Source organism: Spirochaetota bacterium (assembly GCA_026414805.1).
Lineage (GTDB): Bacteria > Spirochaetota > UBA4802 > UBA4802 > UB4802 > UBA4802.
In genome coordinates this window covers 116878-137073 of record JAOAIH010000001.1, presented here as the reverse complement: position 1 = coordinate 137073, position 20196 = coordinate 116878, and the positions used below count along the sequence as shown (strand labels likewise).

The following is a 20196-nucleotide window of genomic DNA, read 5'->3' as shown; positions in this document are numbered from 1 at the left end:
CGCAAACGATGCAACACGCACTGCTAATCGTTCACGAAGTGTTGCACCACAATCAGGCATTTGTTCACGCTGTCTTGATGGTTGTACAGGGAATTGCGAAATATTCCAGGCAACTATGCGCGGGAGAGAACTGCTGTATCCAGGACCTTTTGGTGAAATTACAGCCGGTGCTGATAAGGATTATCCTGTTGACTATTCTCACCTCAATATTCAGGGATATGCCGCTGGTGCCAAAGGTCTTCTTAATCCAGGACCCGAGACAGCACGCTTCCCGGTTGTTTCAACCGAAACCTATTTTGGAACCAAACACAGGGTTAAGCTGGAAGTGCCAATGTTTACAGGAGCGTTAGGTTCAACAGACATTGCACGTATCAACTGGGAGCATTTTGCTGTGGGTGCTGCAATTTCAGGTATTGCCATTGTATGCGGTGAAAATGTATGCGGAATAGACCCTGGTCTGGAAAGAGACAAAAATGGTAAAGTAACAAAATCTCCAGAGATGATCCGCCGCGTTGAAACATTTAAAAAGTATAAAGGTGATGCAGGTGACATACTTGTACAGATGAATGTTGAAGATACCAATTTAGGTGTTGCTGAATACATCATTTCCCAGTTAGGCGTCGAAACTGTTGAATTGAAATGGGGACAGGGTGCAAAATGTATCGGCGGCGAAATCAAAGTCCGTAGCCTTGAAAGAGCTATCGAACTTAAAAATAGAGGGTATATTGTAACCCCTGATCCAACTATCCCTGCTATCCAGGCAGCTTTCAAGGATGGTGCAATCAAAGAATTTGAACGCCATTCTCGGCTTGGATTTATCAGCAAGGATGCATTTTTACAAGAAGTTGAAAGGCTGAGAGCATTAGGCGCAAAACGTGTAACACTAAAAACCGGCGCATATTCACAAAAAGAATTAGCAGCCGCTTTACGATGGGCTTCCGAAGCAAAAATTGACCTTCTCACAATAGATGGTGCTGGCGGCGGTACTGGTATGAGTCCATGGCGTATGATGGAAGAGTGGGGAATTCCTACTTTCTACCTGCAGTGTATGGCCTACGACATGGCACAAAAGTTAGCTGCAAAAGGAATGTGGGTACCAGATTTAGCTATGGCCGGTGGATTCTCTACCGAAGACCACATTTTTAAAGTAATAGCTATGGGAGCACCATATTTCAAGGCAGTATGTATGGGTCGTGCTCTTATGATACCTGGCATGGTAGGTAAAAATATTGAAAAATGGCTCAAAGAAAATAACCTACCCAAAAATGTTGCTCAGCATGGTACCACAAAAGAAGAAATCTTTGTATGTTATGAAGAACTCAAAGCAAAATACGGAAAAGAAGTGGATCAGTTCCCACTTGGTGCAATTGGATTATATACATTCAGCCAGAAAATAAAAGTTGGATTACAGCAGCTTATGGCTGGAAGCCGTAATTTCAGAATTGACACAATTTCACGCAGTGACCTCATGGCACTCACCGAAGAAGCTGCTAAAATTTCTGGCATTCCATATGTTATGGATGCTTACAAAGAAGAAGCTGAAAAGATTCTTCTTGAAGGATGCGACTATTTCTAATAGAATACTACAAGGGCAGGATTTTTCATCCTGCCCTTTTTGTTTTATTTATACATATTCTCAATTACATCTTTATATACCTGAACAATCACTCGACGCTTAGCTTTTTGTGTTGGTGTAATCATGCCATTAGATTCAGTAAAACGCTGGTTCAATATAGTATAGTTCTTGATCTCTTCAAATTTTTCTAATTTCTTATTTGCTTCTTTTACATCATTGTCAATAAGCTCCCTCAATCGCTTGTTGTTGATGAAATCATCCCCAACTTTAGTACATATCTGCATCCCACCAATATCTTCATACACAAGCTTTGATTCGTCAAACGCAATACCTTCTCGCTTGAACAACGCCATAAAATTTGCAAAGTTTGGAACAATCAATGCAGTAATATACGGCTTTTCATCCCCCACAAGGAAAATCTGTTCAACCCAGCTGCTAGTAGAAAAAAGATTCTCTATCTTTGCAGGTGCAACATTCTTACCTATTGAAGTGCAAATTATTCCTTTCTTGCGTTCTACAAACTTTAAATACCCATCCGGCGACATCTCCACAATATCACCTGTTTTAAACCATTTATCTTTTGTAAATGCTTCCTTTGTTTCCTTTGGTTTGTTTAAATACTCCTTAAAAATACCGGCGCCTGAAAGTTCTAGTTCACCATCTGCAGCAACTCTACACTTGCTTCCATTTGCTTCTTTACCCATATACCCTGGTTTACATGCAGTTATCGGGTTGAGCACCGCTGCATTGAAGCTTTCTGTTGAACCATACCCTTCAACAACTGCCAGTCCAAGTGCATAGTAAAATCGTAAAAGCTCCGGTGAAATAGCAGCACTTGCCGAAAATGAATGATGGAATCTGTTACCAAACAATCCCCTAACCTTTGCAAATAACTTATCTGCTATTGAATATTTAATTTTAAGCCCTAATGGAAGCTTAGATTTTAAATCAAATTTTGGGTGCATATTATAGCAGCCATTTTCATCCTTGCGGTATTCAAGTGCCTGCAACCCTACTCCAACAGCCCAGTCAAATAACTTCTTTTTAAGTGGGCTTTCTGCCATTGCCTGCTGCATAGTTATGTATATCTTTTCATATAAGCGCGGTACACAGTTTATCCATGTAGGGTTATACTTTTGCATATCTTCAATTAGTGTTGCTGGCTTGTCTGCATAACATATAAGCGAACCCTTGCGTAATGCCAACCACTGGCATGACCCGCGGTCAAATACATGCGATAAAGGCAAATAGCATAGTGTCACATCATTTTCAGTTACATCAAAATCATATTTCTGGAAATAATCTATGGTACCTTCTAACCGTGAAGAGCCACACCAGTGTGTAAGTACCACACCTTTGCCCTGTCCAGTAGTTCCTGAAGTATAGAGAATTGTAAACCAGTCATCAAGCTTTACGCCGTCTTTTCGCTTATTATATTTTTTATAATTAGCTGGAGTATTTCGCCATTCTCTCCCCATAGCAATAAAATCTTTAATGCCATAGATCTTCTTGTTATCTCCTTGAAATGCAATATCCATTACAATAACAATTTTAAGGTTTTTTAGCTGTTTCCAGATCCTCTTTACCTGATCCAGCTGCTCTTTATTGCCTACAAACATCACCGTAGATTTTGAATCTTTCATTATGTAGGTAACTTCTGAATCAGATAACGTGGGATAAATAGTAATGCTCACACCACCTGCACAGGCTATTGCGATATCAACCTGCGTCCACATATAGCTTGTTGGAGCCATAATTGCAGCTCTGCCCTTATATGGAAATCCTATTTTCATTAGTGCACAGGCAATATCTTCCACACGTTCCTTAAGCTCTGCATAGGTAAACAGTCCATTGTTATCATTATATAGTTCTTCATTAAATTGTTGTGCAGGCCGATTTGGGAATTGGTTACACGTGTCATAAAAATATTGCACCATCGTTTTTAGCTCACCCATACTACCCCCTATGAATATAATAATTTTAATATTTCTATTTATATATCACGGCTGGTAGGTATATCAAAAAATTAATTACATTTGTTAAATTATGTTATTTACTGCTATTCAATACAATTTCCCTGCATTTGTCTAATGCCTTGCCTATATTTTGTATGTCTTTGCCTCCAGCCTGAGCTAAGTCCTTTCTTCCACCGCCACCACCACCAATTTCTTTTGCAACTGTTTTGATAATGGCTCCACAATCAATGCCTTTATCGATAGCTCCTTTTGTGGCTGCAGCAATAATAAAAGCTTTATTTTCCTGCGAAGAAGCCAAACATACAACAACATTGTCCGAAAGCTCCCGCACATAATCTGCAAGTGTGCGCAAAGCATCAGCATCCATGTCCTGTAACCGTGCACGTACAAATTTTACACTATTTATGTTTTCAGCTTTGCTGTACAACTCTTTTGCAACGTCCTTTAGCCCTTGTGCCTTAGTCTTTTCTAGTTCCTTTTCTAAGAAAGAAATCTTTTCTATCATTTCTGCAATTTTTTTCTCTACATTCGATTCATTTACCTCTAACAGGCTCATGATCCTGCGCACTACTGTATGGTCCTGCACAAGACGCTGATACACGCCTTTCAGTGTTACCCCTTCAATTCTACGCACACCTGCACCAGGCGAAGATTCGCGCATTATTCTGAAAACACCAATTTTGCCTGTATTGTCCACATGCGTGCCGCCACATAGCTCCTTGCTAAAATCACTGATAGACACCATCCGCACAATGTCTGAATACTTTTCATCAAAGACTGCCATTGCTCCCTGCTGTAAGGCTTCCTGCAACGGTACAATTGCAGTATTCACCGGCAATGCAGCCCATACCTTTTCATTAACTATCGCCTCAACATGATTCAATTCTTCAGGTGTCATTGCCTTGAAATGAGTAAAATCAAAACGGAAATGGTCCGGAGCAACCAGTGAACCAGCCTGTTTAACATGCTGGCCTAATACTGTACGCAGTGCTGCCTGCAAAAGATGAGTTGCAGTGTGATTGGCACGGGTTAAATTTCTTCGTATGCCATCTATTGACAAACGTACTCTTTGGCCCTCATGTAAACTTCCTTTTTCCAGCTGACCAATATGCACAATCAGATCGCCGGATTTTTTAGTGTCTACAACTTTAAATCTAGCATTGTCGCTTTCAATATATCCCGTATCACCAACCTGACCACCTGATTCACCGTAAAATGGCGTGCGTCCAACAACGATAATTCCATTTTCACCTTCACTCAAATGCGCCTTCAACCCTTCAAAATTGGAAAGCACAACAATTTCCGACTCCAAATCATACTTCTCGTACCCTTCAAATTCTGTGCTTTGAACTCTTTTTAATATTTCGCTAACAACCCCATCAATTTTGCCGTCTGTACCTTTCCAGCTTTGCCTTCCACGGGTTCGTTGCTCTTCCATTTTGTGCTCAAAACCTTCTCTATCAATACGCAATCCATTCTCTACAGCTATTTCCTCTGTCATTTCTACAGGAAATCCATATGTATCATACAATACAAATACATCATTACCGCTGATTACTTTTTCCCCTTTTTTAACTAATGTTTTGATTATCTCCTCAAGTCTGTCCATACCATTTTCTATGGTTTCAAGGAAGCGTTCCTCTTCGCCTTTAATAACAGCTTTTACATTTTCTTTTGTGTCCGATAGCTCCGGATATTGTCTTCCCATGGCCGCAACCAGTGGATCAACAATGGTGTATACAAACGGTTCATGAATTCCAATCTGGCGGCCATATCGCAGCGCTCTTCTAAGGATACGGCGCAACACATATCCTCTGCCCTCATTTGATGGGTATGCACCATCCGATATCGCAAAAGTGAGTGCTCGTGCATGCTCCACAAGCACGTTGACTGCTATCTGCGAAGCACCCTGGTAATCAATATTTCTCACTTTGACAATATAATCAACCAGCCCCTTTAATTCATCCGTTTGATATATACTGTCAACATTCTGCACTAACGTTGCCAACCTCTCAAGCCCCATTCCTGTGTCAATACCAGTTCTTGGCAGTGGATGAAGCACACCTTGAGTATCCTGAAAATACTGGTTAAATACTAAATTCCAGAACTCCAAAAACCTTTCACAATCACAGCCAGGTTTACAATCTGGCTTGCCACATCCAAATGAAGGCCCGCGGTCTAAATACAGCTCTGAACAGGGACCACACGCACCTGAATCACCGGCAGGCCCCCAAAAATTGTCTTCTTTGCCAAGCCTTATGATTTTCTCTTTTGGCAAACCAATCGTTTTATGCCATATATCAAATGCTTCATCGTCTTCTAAATAAATTGAAACCCATATATCTTCTTTTGGAAAGCCAATAACCTCAGTTGAATATTCCCACGCCCACTGAATTGCTTCTTTCTTAAAATAATCACCAAACGAAAAATTCCCCAGCATCTCAAAGAAAGTACAATGGCGCTTTGTCTTGCCCACTTTTTCAAGGTCGCTTGTACGCAAACATTTCTGTATAGAAGCCGCACGCGTATATTCTAATTCAACTGTACCGGCAAACATCGGCTTAAACTGCACCATACCGGCAGTAGTAAACAATAACGTTGGATCATCTTTTGGAATTAATGAACTTGAAGGGACTATCCTGTGTTCCCGCTCCTTAAAGAAATCAATAAACGATGTCCGTAAATCATGTACCTTCTTCATACCTATGCATTCCTTATTGAAAAAGTTTGAACAATATAAAAAAACAGCGATACAATTTCAATAATATTAATATATCTCGTTTGATTTGGATATATCGTTTTCGCTAGTTATTCCTGCAATTCATCTTTTAGATTATCCGAACCATTTCCCAATTTTTTGATAACCTTTTTTATGATTTCCCAGCTAAAACCTCGTTGATATAAAAATGAAGCTACTTTTGCTATAGCATTTTCTTTATCTTTAATTCTATTATATTTCAATAAAGCTAATTGATACACCTGCTCACTATTAGGCTCTTTTTCCTGTGTTCTTTTTATTGCTTTTTTAATAACCGACTTATCAATTCCTTTCTCAAAAAGTTTTTTTTCAATTATTTTATTCCCAACAGTTTTACGATCTCTAATTGATTGAATGTACTGCAATGCATATGAATAATCGTTGATAAGCCCCTTTTCAGAAAAATCCTGAATCACCCTGTTGATAGTATTTTTATCAAACCCTTTTTTCACAAGATACTTTTTAATATCATGTTCTGTTCTATTACGAATACTTATATAAGACAGCACTTTTTCTTTACACTCAAACAGATGTGCTTCCTCTTTCAGAAGGGTATATGCATCAATATCAATCATTGCACCCTTGTGTAACAACCCCATAGGTATAGAAGTATTTTCCACACGCATAGACTCGCCTGTATCAAGTGTTATTCGTATATAACGGTCAGTGTACTCAATATCCTGTATAATCATACTGTAAAGAAACTCATATTCATTGAATGGGTAATAACAAAAAGGATGCCATCTGGCATCCTTTTTGTAAAGTACATAATTCCAAAATATCCTTATCGTTTGGAAAACTGAAATCTTTTTCGTGCTTTTTTCTGGCCATATTTCTTACGCTCAACTTCACGTGAATCACGTGTAAGGAACCCTGCCTGTCGCATTGATTTTTTATATTTTTCATCCAGCGCTGCCAAACATCGTGCTATCCCTAACTTAACTGCACCTGCCTGTCCAGTCCAACCACCACCTTTAACAGTAGCAACAACATCAAACGAATTGAGTACACCTACTTCTTCCAAAGGTTGTCGCACAACAAGTTCCAGGGTTTGGCGCCTAAAATATTGATTGATTGGCTTGTTATTAATAATAATAGTTCCATTTCCAGGTTTTAACCATACACGGGCAACCGCTGATTTTCTTCTTCCTGTTGCATAATTTGCTGCACTTGCCATTTCTATAACCTCATTTTTATAGTAACGATGATATGACTTTCAACATTAAAACTTTAATTCTAAAGGTTCGGGTTTCTGAGCCTTATGGGGATGGTCACTACCTGCATAAATCTTTAAATTACCCATTAACTGTCGTGCTAATTTATTTTTGGGCATCATACCTTTGACTGCATGGTACAATACATATTCAGGCTTTTTATCAAGCATCTTTTTAATATTCACAAACTTGCTTCCCCCTGGATATTTTGAATGAAAGAAATATTCTTTTTCCTCGGGTTTTTTCCCTGTCAAAAGAACTTTTTCCGCGTTAATGACTATCACATTATCACCCATATCCAGATGTGGCGAATACGAAGGTTTATGTTTTCCCCTCAAAACATGTGCAATCTCAGCTGCAAGTCTCCCCAAAACTTTGCCTTCTGCATCGATGATATACCACTTTTTCTCAATCTGAGATTTTTTTAATGAAAACGTTCTGTGAAAAATACCCATTATATCCTCTCTTACATCAAGAATAATGCTCTTCAATCTAAACAAAATATTGATTAAAAATGTAGCACGCTATTTATATTAATCAAGAAACAAAACAACATAAATATATTATCTTTAAATTTGGTGTTCAAACTTATTTTTACACTTTATTTTTGTCAAGGAAATTAAACAATTTTTATAAATTAATTCAAATTTATCTCTTCTCCATAATGTCCATACTACTACCATTTTCTATTATTAAGATGATATAATCATATCTATACAATACGTATATATTCATCAGTAACTAAAAAAGTACATGGTGTAACACCTACATATTCACCTTCAACATCTATTGGCAATTCAGGTGTTGCAATATCTATTCTTGTAGCATCCCTATCCTCTACATAATGAACATTCACATGTGTACCAGAATATACTTTGGGGAATAATATTAAAAATACTAATTTATGCATCCATTTTAACAATATCATGCGGGCTCTATCGCTTAAAGGGTCTGAATGTGGTGATACCTTCATGCCCCCAGCATAATATTTGCTTCGTGCAAACATAACCATAAGGACATTTTCTATTTTAGTTTCTCCATCCACAGTAAGTTTTACCACCTTTGGTTTTATAGTGAAAAGTGCTTGAAGCACACCAATAATATACCCTATTTTGCCTAATCGTCTATATCTATCAAAAATTCCAGCAACTTTTGCACCAAAACCAGCATCTCCAACTCCCACAAAATAACGGTGATTTCTTTCTGTTATCACTTTGGATAATTTTATTCTTATATCATGCCCATTCATTAGTCTCTGATAAATCTCATGAATCCGTGCATCTATCTTTTTTGCAATACCAAATACTCTGCTTAAATCACAACCAGAACCACCATAGGTTGGTGCTACAGCAATGTCAGTTCTGCCAGCCAGCCCATTTGCAACCTCATTAACGGTACCATCGCCACCACAGACAATAATGACATCACCTACTGACGAATTGGCCAGTTCAGATGCATGCTCACGTTTTTTTGTAAAAAAGACATCATGTATAAAATATTTATCCACACATTTTTTCAATTGTCGATACACTTTTAATCCTGAACGAGACGCAGGATTAACTATAACAATGGCTTTTGGTTTTCTTTCAATGCAGCTACTATCAGTCATACAATTTATTTACTACTTAACAAGCAGATGAAATCCTTATAATTGTTGTAAGGCACAAAATTTTTTCAATAATTTTTTTGTTAACAGATATTTTCCATGTAAAGTTAGCACGATATCACCTACATAATTATTGTAAAAAAAGCAGAGGCTTTTGTCTCTGCTTTTTTTATCTAGAAAAGCATTAACAAAGTTAAAATTTTTTAAGGTTTTTCTGATATATAGCCTTTGCCTCTTTTACAGTTCTTTCAATTACTTCTTTTACCGTAGGGACATCATTAATAAGGCCCTGACATTGTCCTATGAGCTGTACACCGTACTCCAGATCACCTTTCTCTGTTGCTGCTTTTATTTTATCAAATGCTGTAGCAAAATGTGCTAGTTGAATCATCATCTTTGGTCCCTGCAACATTACACCTAAAGCCAATTTTAAATATGGCATGTTCATCATCTTAGCAATTCTGTATGACTGGATTACTGCTAATGGAAGATTCATGCCCCTCTTTATGGCTTTCTCTGCTGATTTTGTCTTCAATACACGACAATAAATACCATCAAACCTGTTAGAGTAGATGGTATCTTCAATACCTGCCTTAAGCTGAGCTTCTATAGTTCTTTGATGTAATGGACTTTCCTTGGTCATTGATAATCGGGTACCCATTCCAACACCCTCTGCCCCAAGCGCCAGCGCCGCAGCCATACCACGGCCATCTGCTATACCACCAACAGCAACCACCGGGATTTTTACCTTATCAACTATCGCAGGGACAAGAACAAACGTGGTCACTTGCCCGCCATGAGCTGCTGCCTCATGCCCTGTAACCTGTAGAGCATCAGCACCCTGTTTTTCAGCTGCAAGCGCATGTTTTTCGGTTACTACAGTTGCGATAACCTTTCCACCATATTTATGTGCCCTCTGTGCAATCCAGTCACATTTACCCAACGAAACATTAATAATGGGTACTTTTTCTTCTAGCATGACTTCTGCATTTTCCCGTGCACCAGGCATAATCAGTGTGCATCCTGCTCCAAAGGGTTTATCAGTAAGCTCACGGATTCTTCTTATAGCCTGACGTGTCTGCTCAGGTGTCAAAGGCCCTGTTGCTAAATACCCTGTGCCACCAGCATTGCAAACAGCAGCTACCAATTCTGGTGTACTTATCCAGCTCATTCCTGGAAGAATAATTGGATATTTAATCCCAAACAGTTCAGTAATTCTTGTTTTCATACATATAACTCCCTATTCACTTAAAAATTAATATTCATCATTTTGTAAACATAACACCGTTATATAACTATTGTTGCAATAAATATTTTATATACAAAATTAAAATTTTACAATGTATCAATCTTGATACATTTTATCGATAATCTGACTATATCGCTGCTGAATTACCTTCCTTCTGATTTTCATTGTTGGAGTAATCTCGCCATTTTCCTGAGTAAATTCCTGTGGCATTAGTGTAAACTTTTTAATCTTTTCAACCTGGCCAAGGCTTTCAGTTAATTTTTCAATTTTATTTTTATAAAATTCAACAATTGCAGGATTTGTAATTAATTCCTGCCTGGTTGAATACTGTATTCCTTTTGACTTTGCATATTCATCTAACATCTCAAAGTTGGGCACAATCAGAGCACTTATATATTTCCTACCATCACCTACTACCACAACCTGCTCAATGTAGAGGTCTTCCCCTAACATCGTTTCTATCACTTGAGGTGCTATATTCTTGCCCCCAGCAGTTATAATAAGATCCTTAATCCTGTCGGTAATGCGTATATATAGCTTTCCATCATGCTCTTCAATGGTTCCAACATCACCTGTTTTAAACCATCCGTCCTGAGTAAACATTTCCATAGTGGCCTCAGGTTTATTATAGTACTCTTTCATACACATAGGGCCTCTTAGTTGAATTTCACCTTCATCAGACACCCTGACTTCAACTATATCCAGGATAGGCCCGCATACTCCCGGATACGCAGTTGTTGCGGTGCCGACAGCCACCGGGAAAAATTCTGTCAATCCATATCCCTGTGCCAGAGGAATACCTAATCCATTAAAAAACTCATTAATCTCTGCCGACATGGCTGCTCCACCTACGTGGAATACCCTCACATTACCACCAACAAGAAGGCGCACCTTCTTCAAAACAAGGATATCAGCAACAAGATGTTTAAGTACAAGCAATGGGCTTATCCATTTTTTTGCTCGCTTTTGTTTATCATAGTGGATACCAATGTACGTTGCCCACATAAAGAGCTTCTTTTTTACAGGTGGTGCCGTTTGTAACCTGTCAAATATTGTAGCATACATTTTTTCCCACAAACGGGGAACGCTACACATGTAGTTTGGTTTTGAAAGTGGCAAAATTTCCATGATCTCTTTTGGATTACGGCAATAATGATTTTCACCACCTTTGAGCAACACTCCGTATGTCCACATACGCTCAAATACATGGCTTAAAGGTAGGAATGCAAGTGACACCATACCGGGACCTGCTTCTGGAAATCTGAATACTGATGCATAAATTCCAGCAAGGAAACTTCCATGCGTATGGACAGCTCCTTTAGGGTTGCCTGTTGTCCCAGAGGTATAGATAATGGTGAGTATATCATCACTTGACAGGTCGTTAATACGGCTTTCTATTTCTTTTATCCCATTCTCAGAAACAATGTTTTTGGCAATAGTGTTAAAATAAAAGCTGTGTGTCCCGTTTACAATCACTGAATCTTGAAATGATATTATCATTTGCAGAGTAGTATCATCCATGATGTGATTTGCTTTATCATATTGTTCCTGATCTCCTGTAAAAATAACTTTTATTGAAGCATCATCAATTATGTATTTTGCTTCATCCTTTGAATTTGTTGCATAAATCGGCACTGGGATACATCCTGCTGCCTGTATCCCAAGATCAGCAAGAGTCCATTCAGGACAATTCTGCGAAAAGATGGCAACCCTGTCACCCTTTTGCATACCACTGGAAATCAGAAAATGAGCTATCGCATATACTATACGTGTGACATCATTCCATGTATATGAATATTTTTTGCCCTCTACAAAGCCAGATAAAGCAGCAACATTGCCGCGTTTTTTTGCACGAGTCAATAGCATGTTAATAACTGATTTCTCGGTTGCACAAAATTCTCTATAACCTTCACGTGTTGCTCTTTGCATATACAACCCGCCATACAATAAATTTTAAGCGCTCGTATAAAGAGCGCTTTAATTACTTAACTTTCTTAGCCAACTGTTTTTCAATTTCCACAGCTTCTTTGATTATTCTGTCTATAACCTGTTTTACTGTTGGTGTATCATTAATGATACCTGTTACCTGACCCAATGGTAGAACGCCTCTATCAAAATCACCTTCCATTGTCCCAATCTTGAATGCATCAAAACCAATTGCCATACGTGCCATCTGAATAGCGCGCTGTGGTCCCATAAACATAATCCCTATGGCAAGCTTAAGCCATGGATATCCCAACATGTCAGCTATCTTCTTTGAGCGGATAAGTGAACTCAATGGATTAAGGTGCTTACGCATGAGCCTTTCAACTGCCTTGGACTTCATAAAGCGTGCAGGCAACCCATCAATTTTTGGCGTGTATATTGTATTGTATACTTCGCTTTTTATACTTGCCTGCTTTGCACTTTCAGCCACAGGGCTTTCTTTGGTGTTCATAAAGCGTGTTCCCATGGCAATGCCCTCTGCTCCTAGTGCCAATGCTGCAATCAATCCTCTTCCATCAGCAAAACCACCTGCAGCAATCACTGGTATATTCACTGCCTGAGATATTGCGGGGATGAGCACCAGTGACGTAATAGCTCCACCATGACCTGCTGCCTCATATCCAGTAACTATCAGTGCATCAGCTCCATCTCGCTGAGCTGCTAGTGCATGCTTATGCGTAGTAACTGTCGCTATTACCTTCCCGCCGTATGCATGTACAGCCTTTGCAATTTTATCACCTTTGCCCAGTGAATAGTTGATAATAGGGACCTTCTCTTCAATGAGAACTTCAGCATTGCGTTCAGCCCCGGGGAAATACAGCGTTACATTTGCTGCAAACGGCTTTTTGGTTAATTCTCTTACTCTTCTAACAGCTTCCCGTGTCTGTTCAGCCGTTAAAACACCGGTTGCAAGTATCCCAAGACCCCCTGCATTAGATACAGCAGCAACAAGTTCAGGAGTACTGATCCAGCTCATTCCTGAAAGCACAATTGGGTACTTAATCTTAAAAAGTTCTGTAATTTTAGTCTTCATTGCAACTCTCCCAGTATTAAATTAAAATGAATTACAAAAGCATAATCCTGTGTAATGCAGCAATAAAATCCATCTATAAAGTATCACTTTTATTGTATCGCAAACATAACAGGGTTATCTAAAAAAGCAAGAAATATATGTACTTTTTGTCAAAACTTTTATATAAAAAATTAGTTAGTTGAATAATTTATGCGGCACAATACATACGGTAGATAGGCATTGCCAACCCATTCTCTTTCTGCTGAAAGAACTATTTTATCATTCAGCATTGTGGTGACATCATCACTTACCATTGAATTTTTAAGCCTCCCTTTTACACTGCCCTGTACCACAAGCCATGCTAAATCTAAATTGGCTGAAAATTGTCCCATAAAAGTATTGGATTGTCCAAATCCAATGAACTGATCGATGATAATTCCTGTTCCCATCTGAGTTATCATATCTTTGAAGGACATTGTGCCAGGTTCAACCACAATATTGCTAAAGCTTTCAGTGGGTAATGTCGCATAACTTCGTGAAGCATTTCCTGTGGGAGGAGTGTTCAACAGATGAGCACTCTGTAGATGTGCGATATAAGTTTTGATACATCCATTTTCGATGAGGGTTTTGTTGTGGGCGGGTATGCCCTCATCATCAAAAGGGTAGCTGCTGGGTGCAAAGTCAATTAAGGGATTGTCATATACAGTAAGATTTTTGCCAAAAATTTTTTGCCCAAATTTTCCAATATAGCGAGATATTCCTCGCTCAATTGCACGGCCAGATAACCCTTGCAATACTACGCTCATTATCTGGCCAAATGCTTTGGGGGTAAATATAACAAAATAATTACCAAAAGGCATGGATACAGTTTTTTGGCTAAATGCAAGTTTCCAAAGAATTCTCTCAACTATTGCATCAATATTAAAATCACTGTTCCAGGTCATAGTCTCATAGATCTGCACACGACTTCCATCAGGTAAAATCCTGAGAGCAGATATAGTTGTTCCATTGCGGGAAAAATGATACCCTTTGTCAAATCCCTGAGAATTTATTAAATGTACATAGCCATCTATGCATCCAAATCCTGCATCGACCATGCAATCATTATATTCCCGATGTATCCTATCTATTACTGATTGCAGCGCATGAATGTAATACTCATTATCCCTCTGCAATATTTTTTCATCATAACATGCAACATCGGAGAATTCCTGAGGACCAGGAAGCAGGTATTCTTCACGTTCGCCATACCGTGCTGTCTCTCTGGCATATTCAAGAACACTATCAATCATAGTTACATCGTTACAGAACGAAAAGCCTGAGTTTCCATTAATATTTATTCTTATGCCATATCCTTTTATTTCGGATTGGCGCGCAGAGTAAAATCTATTATTTTTGAATGAATAGTTTTTATGTATGCTATATTCACAAAAAACATCCCACCAGCAAGATGGAATTGCCTGGCACTTTTCAGCTATGCTGCTTAGATTTTGCTTTTCTACTTCCAGCACCTTTCCCTCCTATTAAAACATTTTTAATGAGTACGTGAGGTCCCCCTGAAGAAACTGGCAGTGGAGACTGTCCCTGCTTACCACAACCGCCAAGCCCACCAAACAATGTACAATCATTTGCAATTGCTTCAATATTTGCAAGTGTCACAAATACATTACCAGTGAGCATGCAATCGCGCAATTTTTTTGTTTTTTTCCCTTTTTTTATTTCATAGGCATATGCAGGGGTAAAGGTAAACATCTCTAGATTTGTCTGCCCGCCTAACGCGCCTACCACATATATTCCATTCCATAATTTTTCAAACAACTCATCAACAGTAGAATTACCATTTTCAATATAAGTATTTGTCATACGCACAATAGGAATTGCCGAAGTGCTGATAGCACGAGCATTGCCGGTAACCTGTTCACCCATAATCACGGCTGTTTCCCGCGAATGAAGGCGGCTGTGTAAAATTCCGTTTTTGATTACATATGTTTTTGCAGGCAATATCCCCTCATCATCACAGGGAATATAACCTGCATACGGCAGCGTTCCATCATCAACAACATTAAGAATTTCTGGCCCAAATCGCTTGCCAATCACCATGATCTCTTTCATTCGTGGATTTTCATAAATAAAATCAGCTTCAGACAGATGGCCAAAGGCTTCGTGAATAAATACCCCTGCAAGTTTTGGATCCACAATGACATTATACACTCCACTTTTTACCTGAGGAGCCGCCACAAGTTCAGTTGCGGTCTGCACCACTTCTTGTGCTAAGGTGTGCTTATCCTTGGCTATCTCAAACCCCCCATAGTTTGCAACTGACTCCCCATACGGCTGAATTATAGTCCCATCCTTTGCAATAGCAGACAGCGATAACCCGCAGAAAGATCTATCATATTCTATGCTGCTACCATCAGTATTACACATTACATATCGAGTTACTGAATCCCCATATAGTACATTTGTGTTTTCAATAAGTTCACTTTGTTTTAATATTGCATTGTATTCCTGCAAACAGTGCATCTTTTCTTCTAAACTTACTGTAGCAAGTGGTATTGCAGCATTTGTTTTCTCTTTAATATTATTTACCTGCAATGAGGATATCGATGGTGCATGTTCTTTTTTTTGCATGTGCGATAGCTGTAGCGCCCGTTGCAGTGCAGTTTCAATCATAGATAATGACGTAAATGCAAAAAAACCCCAGCACCCTTTATTGTAGACCCTCACGGATCCTTGTGTAGAAGTACCCACCTTGCAGGTTTCAACCATGTTTTTTGAAAGATGTATGGTAGTCGAATGACTTTCACTAAGCCTGATTTCTGCATATTCTGCTTTAATGGTTGTTAATTTCTTCTGTAACTCAATAACATCAATTGACATCGAAATAGTCTCCACAAAAAAATTTATTCCAGCATCATGACAGAAAATCCCACCATCATAGATTTAACAAAACAATCCGGCCTTAAAACGAAAACCCTCTTTCTTCGTGGGCTTGGAAAGACCTCTTAATAGTACCATTTGTAAGTAGTAGAATCGAATTCGCAGCATACTCTATTGCATGGGCAATACATCCTGCCACCTTTGTCCACATCCTTTTACTGCGAAAATAAATCTCTTGATTTACTTCAAGTTCAATCCCACAGTAACTTTCGCCATATAGCTTCCGCAACCATACGGTGACACCGTCCCCACAGCCACGAAATGGGTAGTTGAATGCAACACGTAATGGATACAGTTGCACAATATGCTCCTTAATTTTTGAACAAAATATACTTTCAACAGGTCTGTACTGATCATAGAGCAATCCTATGTCAGCGTAGCGCTTAAAACCATTGAGCTGTGGTGTAAAAGAATGTACAGAAATATGAAAAACCAGATCCGAATTCTGCATCATTGTACTAACCGTTGTTTCAATTTTACTGCGATATGTAGTATAATAACGCTTAACTATCTCATTTTTTAAAAAAATATTGCTGTCTTTTACAAATTTTGAAAAAAGTTCATCACTGCCTATTGATCTATTACAATCAACTATAAGCCGGGTAACTGTAGTATATAGCAATGAAACTCCTAACGTCTGGGCAATAATACGCGCCATTTGTAGCGCACCAATATCGTACGCCCAATGTGTTGCAAGTATTGTGGTGTCATCGATTACACCCACCAATTTTCTAGGAACGCGATTGGTAGCATGCTCACAGGTTATAATAATACTGGATCTTTTCAATGATCTCTCCCGCATTGCCATATATATCTTGACATACTACCATACCATCCTGCTTCATTGGTCAATATATATTTTTTTTGGGAGAAGAGCTCATGTTATTCATAACAACAATAATTGGCCTTTCAGCAGGCATTTTAGGTGGTTTAATGGGTATTGGTGGAGGGATCATTATGATTCCTGCTCTCATATACATATTGCATTTCACTCAGCATATGGCACAGGGGACTACCCTTGCTGCCATGATTCCTCCTATTGGAATACTTGCAGCATACGAATATTATAAATCAGGAAATGTCAATATTCCTGTAGCTATCACCCTTGCACTGGGGTTTGTCATTGGTGGTTATATTGGCGGCAAGATAGCTGTATCACTTGATAACGAAACATTACGCCGAGTATTTGGTGTTATCCTTTTCATTATGTCTTTACATATTATTTTTTCAAAGTGATTATGCCTTATATCCGCCTAAATTAGCAAGTGCAACACTTCCAGGACTGATAGTATCAGGATCGGTCATAACATTGACCAGCGCTACTGTATTACTTGCCAATGCATCATGTATAGCCGGTGTAATATCATCAGGTTTTTCAACCAGATATCCTTTCCCACCTAACGCTTCCACAAGTTTGTGATAGGGTATATTACCAATATATGTTCCATCCTTTACCGGATGGCCCATCCGCAAAACCTGGCTGTGGCGAATCATTCCCCATCCTAAATCATTGCTTACAACTATTGTAATTGCCAGATTCTTGCGAATAGCAGTTTCTATCTCCATAAAATTAAATCCAAGCGAACCATCACCGGTAAAAAGCAATACCCTTGCGTCTTTATAATACAGCTTTGCAGCATTGGCAAACGGTATGCCAACACCCAAACACCCATATAAACCTGAGTCCATGTATGTTCCACCACGTTTTACAGTTCGCGTCATACCCATCCAAATTTGTGCATCACCGCCATCACTTACCACTACATCATTTTCTCTATTCATGATTTGGTTTACCTCATAGGCAACGCGCATGGCATGTATTGGTACTGCATTGCTTAACCAATGTTGCTCCGCTTGCTTTTTGCTATCCTCATCAGCCTTTTTTAATTCATTTACCCATTCAGTATACTTTTCTTTAAGGTGTATTTTTCTTTCTTTAATTATACGGTTACACTCTTCCATAAAAGCTGCTATATCACTTACTATGCCTTTTTGAATACTTCTATTGCGCCCAATCTCCTCAGGTTCAATGTCAACCTGAATGAGAGTAGCTTCTTTATTAAAGATATCACCAAAAATGTAGTACAAGCTCACTCTGTTTCCTAATAGTACAATACAGTCAGCATTAAAATTTGCAAACAGTGCTGCACCTGGCCTAATTGCAAGTGATGACTCAAAACACAAAGGATGAGTATCTGGTATAACGCCCCTGCCGGCAGCATTGGTAAAGACAGGAATTCCAGTATGTTCAATAAATTCTAATAAGGGCTTTGAAGCATGTGCATACCATGCACCACTCCCTGCAATAATAATAGGCTTTTTCTTTTTATACAATATTTCAATCACATCTAAGGCTGCGATGCTATCGCACGGCTTAGAAACAACACTTGTATTTGTTCTTCGTATTTTTGTTTCATCTGGCGTTGCATTTAGTACATCAACTGGCAACTCTAAATATACTGGCCCAGGCCTCCCTGAACATGCAGTGCGGTACGCCATATCAATATATTCATACACTCGCTCAGGCTTTTGACACACAAAGGCTTTTTTCACCATTGGTTCAATGACCGGCAACTGCTTCATATCCTGTAAATCTAATTTATCATTGCTCTCAAGGCCAACACAACCTGCAATGAGCAACAGTGGAGCATTGGACAATCGCGCATTTGCTATTGCTGTCAGCGCATTAGTAAATCCAGGGCCAGCAGTCACCAGCGCAACCCCAGGTTTACGGCTTAAACGTCCCCATGCCTCAGCCATAAACACTGCAGCTTGCTCATGCCGTGTATCAAATATTTTTATTGGCGAGTTTTCAAGATGTTCATAGATTGGAGTAATGTGCCCCCCACTTAACGAAAATATATACTCAACCTGTTTATCTAATAATGCGTCAACAACCAGTTTTGCCCCGTTTAACATACAAACCTCCACAACATTATAATTCCATCAATTGCCCACCACATACATTAATGGCCTGCCCAGTAATATATGATGAAGCATCAGATGCTAAATATGCTACAAGCCTGGCCACCTCCTGTGGTGTACCAATCCTGCCTATTGGAATGCTCTGACACATTACCTTTTCCCGTTCTTCGGGAGTTGTATTAAAAATTTTTGCTTCTAGCTCAAAACGCCAACGCTCAAGATCAGTATTAATTTGACCAGGGCATACAGCATTTACCCGTATGCCGGCTCCCGCAAGTTCCTTTGCCATAACTTTGGTAAGCATTATTACGCCAGCTTTAGCAACCGAATATGCACCATTAAACATCGCTGGGAATTTACCTGCTCGCGAAGCGGTATTAATAATTGAACCACCATTTTTCATGAGTGGAACTATTGCCCTGCTCACTCTAAATGTGCCATGAAGATTAACATCAATAGTTTTCAACCAGGCCTGTTCATCGTATGTATGAATAGCACTGGGAACACCAAATGTTGCACCTGCATTATTGCACAATATATGTACAGATTCAAAAACCTGAGTAACCTTAGTTACAAATTCATTAATTGAGTAGGTACTAGTAACATCACACGGAAAGGAATAGGCATTTATGCCATACTCCCTTTTCAATTCATTGGCCAAGATGTTCATTTCTTCCATCTGTCCTGCCTGCATAGTGGTGTCGCCAATTGTGCCTTTGCCTAAATCAGCAATAACGACATTTACACCATTGCGCGCCAGTTCACGGGCAATTGCAAATCCTATCCCGTTACGTTTACCAGAACCCGTAATCACTGCATTTTTATTTTTTAAATCATGGTACATGCAAACATCCATATTTATCGATAGTGACATATCATAATACATTTTAAAAGTCAAGTGGTAATCTTTGGGTAAAACTTATAGCAGCATTGTATACCATATTGATGATTGTA

The 20196-nt window shown here is 39.0% G+C and carries 16 protein-coding genes; 2 read left to right on the top strand and 14 right to left on the bottom strand.

Translation table 11 applies throughout. The features are described from left to right. The coding region (locus N3F66_00635) for an FMN-binding glutamate synthase family protein (protein ID MCX8122653.1) at positions 1-1576 on the top strand (1576 nt) is incomplete at its 5' end. Positions 1577-1620: 44 nt separating this feature from the next. Here the strand turns inward: N3F66_00635 and N3F66_00630 are convergent. The 12 genes from N3F66_00630 to N3F66_00575 form a co-directional block, all read right to left on the bottom strand. Beyond that, positions 1621-3531: a long-chain fatty acid--CoA ligase gene (locus N3F66_00630; GenBank protein ID MCX8122652.1), complete on the bottom strand. Its 1911-nt coding sequence runs from the start codon at positions 3529-3531 to the stop codon at positions 1621-1623. A gap of 94 nt (positions 3532-3625) precedes the next feature. After that, positions 3626-6253, bottom strand: a complete 2628-nt coding sequence (gene alaS / locus N3F66_00625; protein MCX8122651.1) for an alanine--tRNA ligase — start codon at positions 6251-6253, stop codon at positions 3626-3628. Positions 6254-6360: 107 nt separating this feature from the next. Continuing rightward, on the bottom strand, positions 6361-7002 hold the full coding sequence (locus N3F66_00620) for a RecX family transcriptional regulator (GenBank protein MCX8122650.1): 642 nt from the start codon (positions 7000-7002) through the stop codon (positions 6361-6363). Positions 7003-7094: 92 nt separating this feature from the next. Then, a complete protein-coding gene (rpsI, locus tag N3F66_00615) occupies positions 7095-7487 on the bottom strand; it encodes a 30S ribosomal protein S9 (protein ID MCX8122649.1) in 393 nt (130 codons plus the stop codon). A 45-nt stretch (positions 7488-7532) separates the two neighbouring features. After that, a complete protein-coding gene (gene rplM / locus N3F66_00610; protein MCX8122648.1) occupies positions 7533-7979 on the bottom strand; it encodes a 50S ribosomal protein L13 in 447 nt (148 codons plus the stop codon). Between the two features lie 257 nt (positions 7980-8236). Further along, complete coding sequence (locus N3F66_00605; GenBank protein MCX8122647.1) at positions 8237-9133, bottom strand: diacylglycerol kinase family protein; 897 nt, start codon at positions 9131-9133, stop codon at positions 8237-8239. A gap of 190 nt (positions 9134-9323) precedes the next feature. Next, positions 9324-10358 (bottom strand): nitronate monooxygenase, encoded by a 1035-nt coding sequence (locus tag N3F66_00600; protein MCX8122646.1) that lies wholly within the window; start codon positions 10356-10358, stop codon positions 9324-9326. Positions 10359-10475: 117 nt separating this feature from the next. Beyond that, a complete protein-coding gene (locus N3F66_00595; GenBank protein MCX8122645.1) occupies positions 10476-12308 on the bottom strand; it encodes a long-chain fatty acid--CoA ligase in 1833 nt (610 codons plus the stop codon). A gap of 52 nt (positions 12309-12360) precedes the next feature. Beyond that, positions 12361-13398: a nitronate monooxygenase gene (locus N3F66_00590; protein ID MCX8122644.1), complete on the bottom strand. Its 1038-nt coding sequence runs from the start codon at positions 13396-13398 to the stop codon at positions 12361-12363. A gap of 170 nt (positions 13399-13568) precedes the next feature. Continuing rightward, the gene (locus N3F66_00585) at positions 13569-14888 is read right to left on the bottom strand and encodes a TldD/PmbA family protein (GenBank protein ID MCX8122643.1); all 1320 of its coding nucleotides are present in this window, start codon (positions 14886-14888) and stop codon (positions 13569-13571) included. Then, complete coding sequence (locus N3F66_00580; GenBank protein MCX8122642.1) at positions 14848-16257, bottom strand: TldD/PmbA family protein; 1410 nt, start codon at positions 16255-16257, stop codon at positions 14848-14850. The genes N3F66_00585 and N3F66_00580 overlap by 41 nt, the downstream gene beginning before the upstream one ends. 82 nt (positions 16258-16339) lie before the next feature. After that, complete coding sequence (locus tag N3F66_00575; protein MCX8122641.1) at positions 16340-17104, bottom strand: N-formylglutamate amidohydrolase; 765 nt, start codon at positions 17102-17104, stop codon at positions 16340-16342. A 92-nt stretch (positions 17105-17196) separates the two neighbouring features. On the opposite strand from N3F66_00575, the gene N3F66_00570 reads away from it, so the two are divergent. Beyond that, positions 17197-17553, top strand: coding sequence for a sulfite exporter TauE/SafE family protein (locus N3F66_00570; GenBank protein MCX8122640.1), 357 nt, complete (start codon positions 17197-17199; stop codon positions 17551-17553). On the opposite strand, the gene N3F66_00565 is transcribed toward N3F66_00570, so the two are convergent. Together N3F66_00565 and N3F66_00560 are read right to left on the bottom strand one after the other, a co-directional pair. After that, a complete protein-coding gene (locus tag N3F66_00565; protein MCX8122639.1) occupies positions 17554-19236 on the bottom strand; it encodes a thiamine pyrophosphate-binding protein in 1683 nt (560 codons plus the stop codon). A gap of 16 nt (positions 19237-19252) precedes the next feature. Further along, complete coding sequence (locus tag N3F66_00560; protein ID MCX8122638.1) at positions 19253-20086, bottom strand: SDR family oxidoreductase; 834 nt, start codon at positions 20084-20086, stop codon at positions 19253-19255. Between the last annotated feature and the right edge of the window lie 110 nt (positions 20087-20196).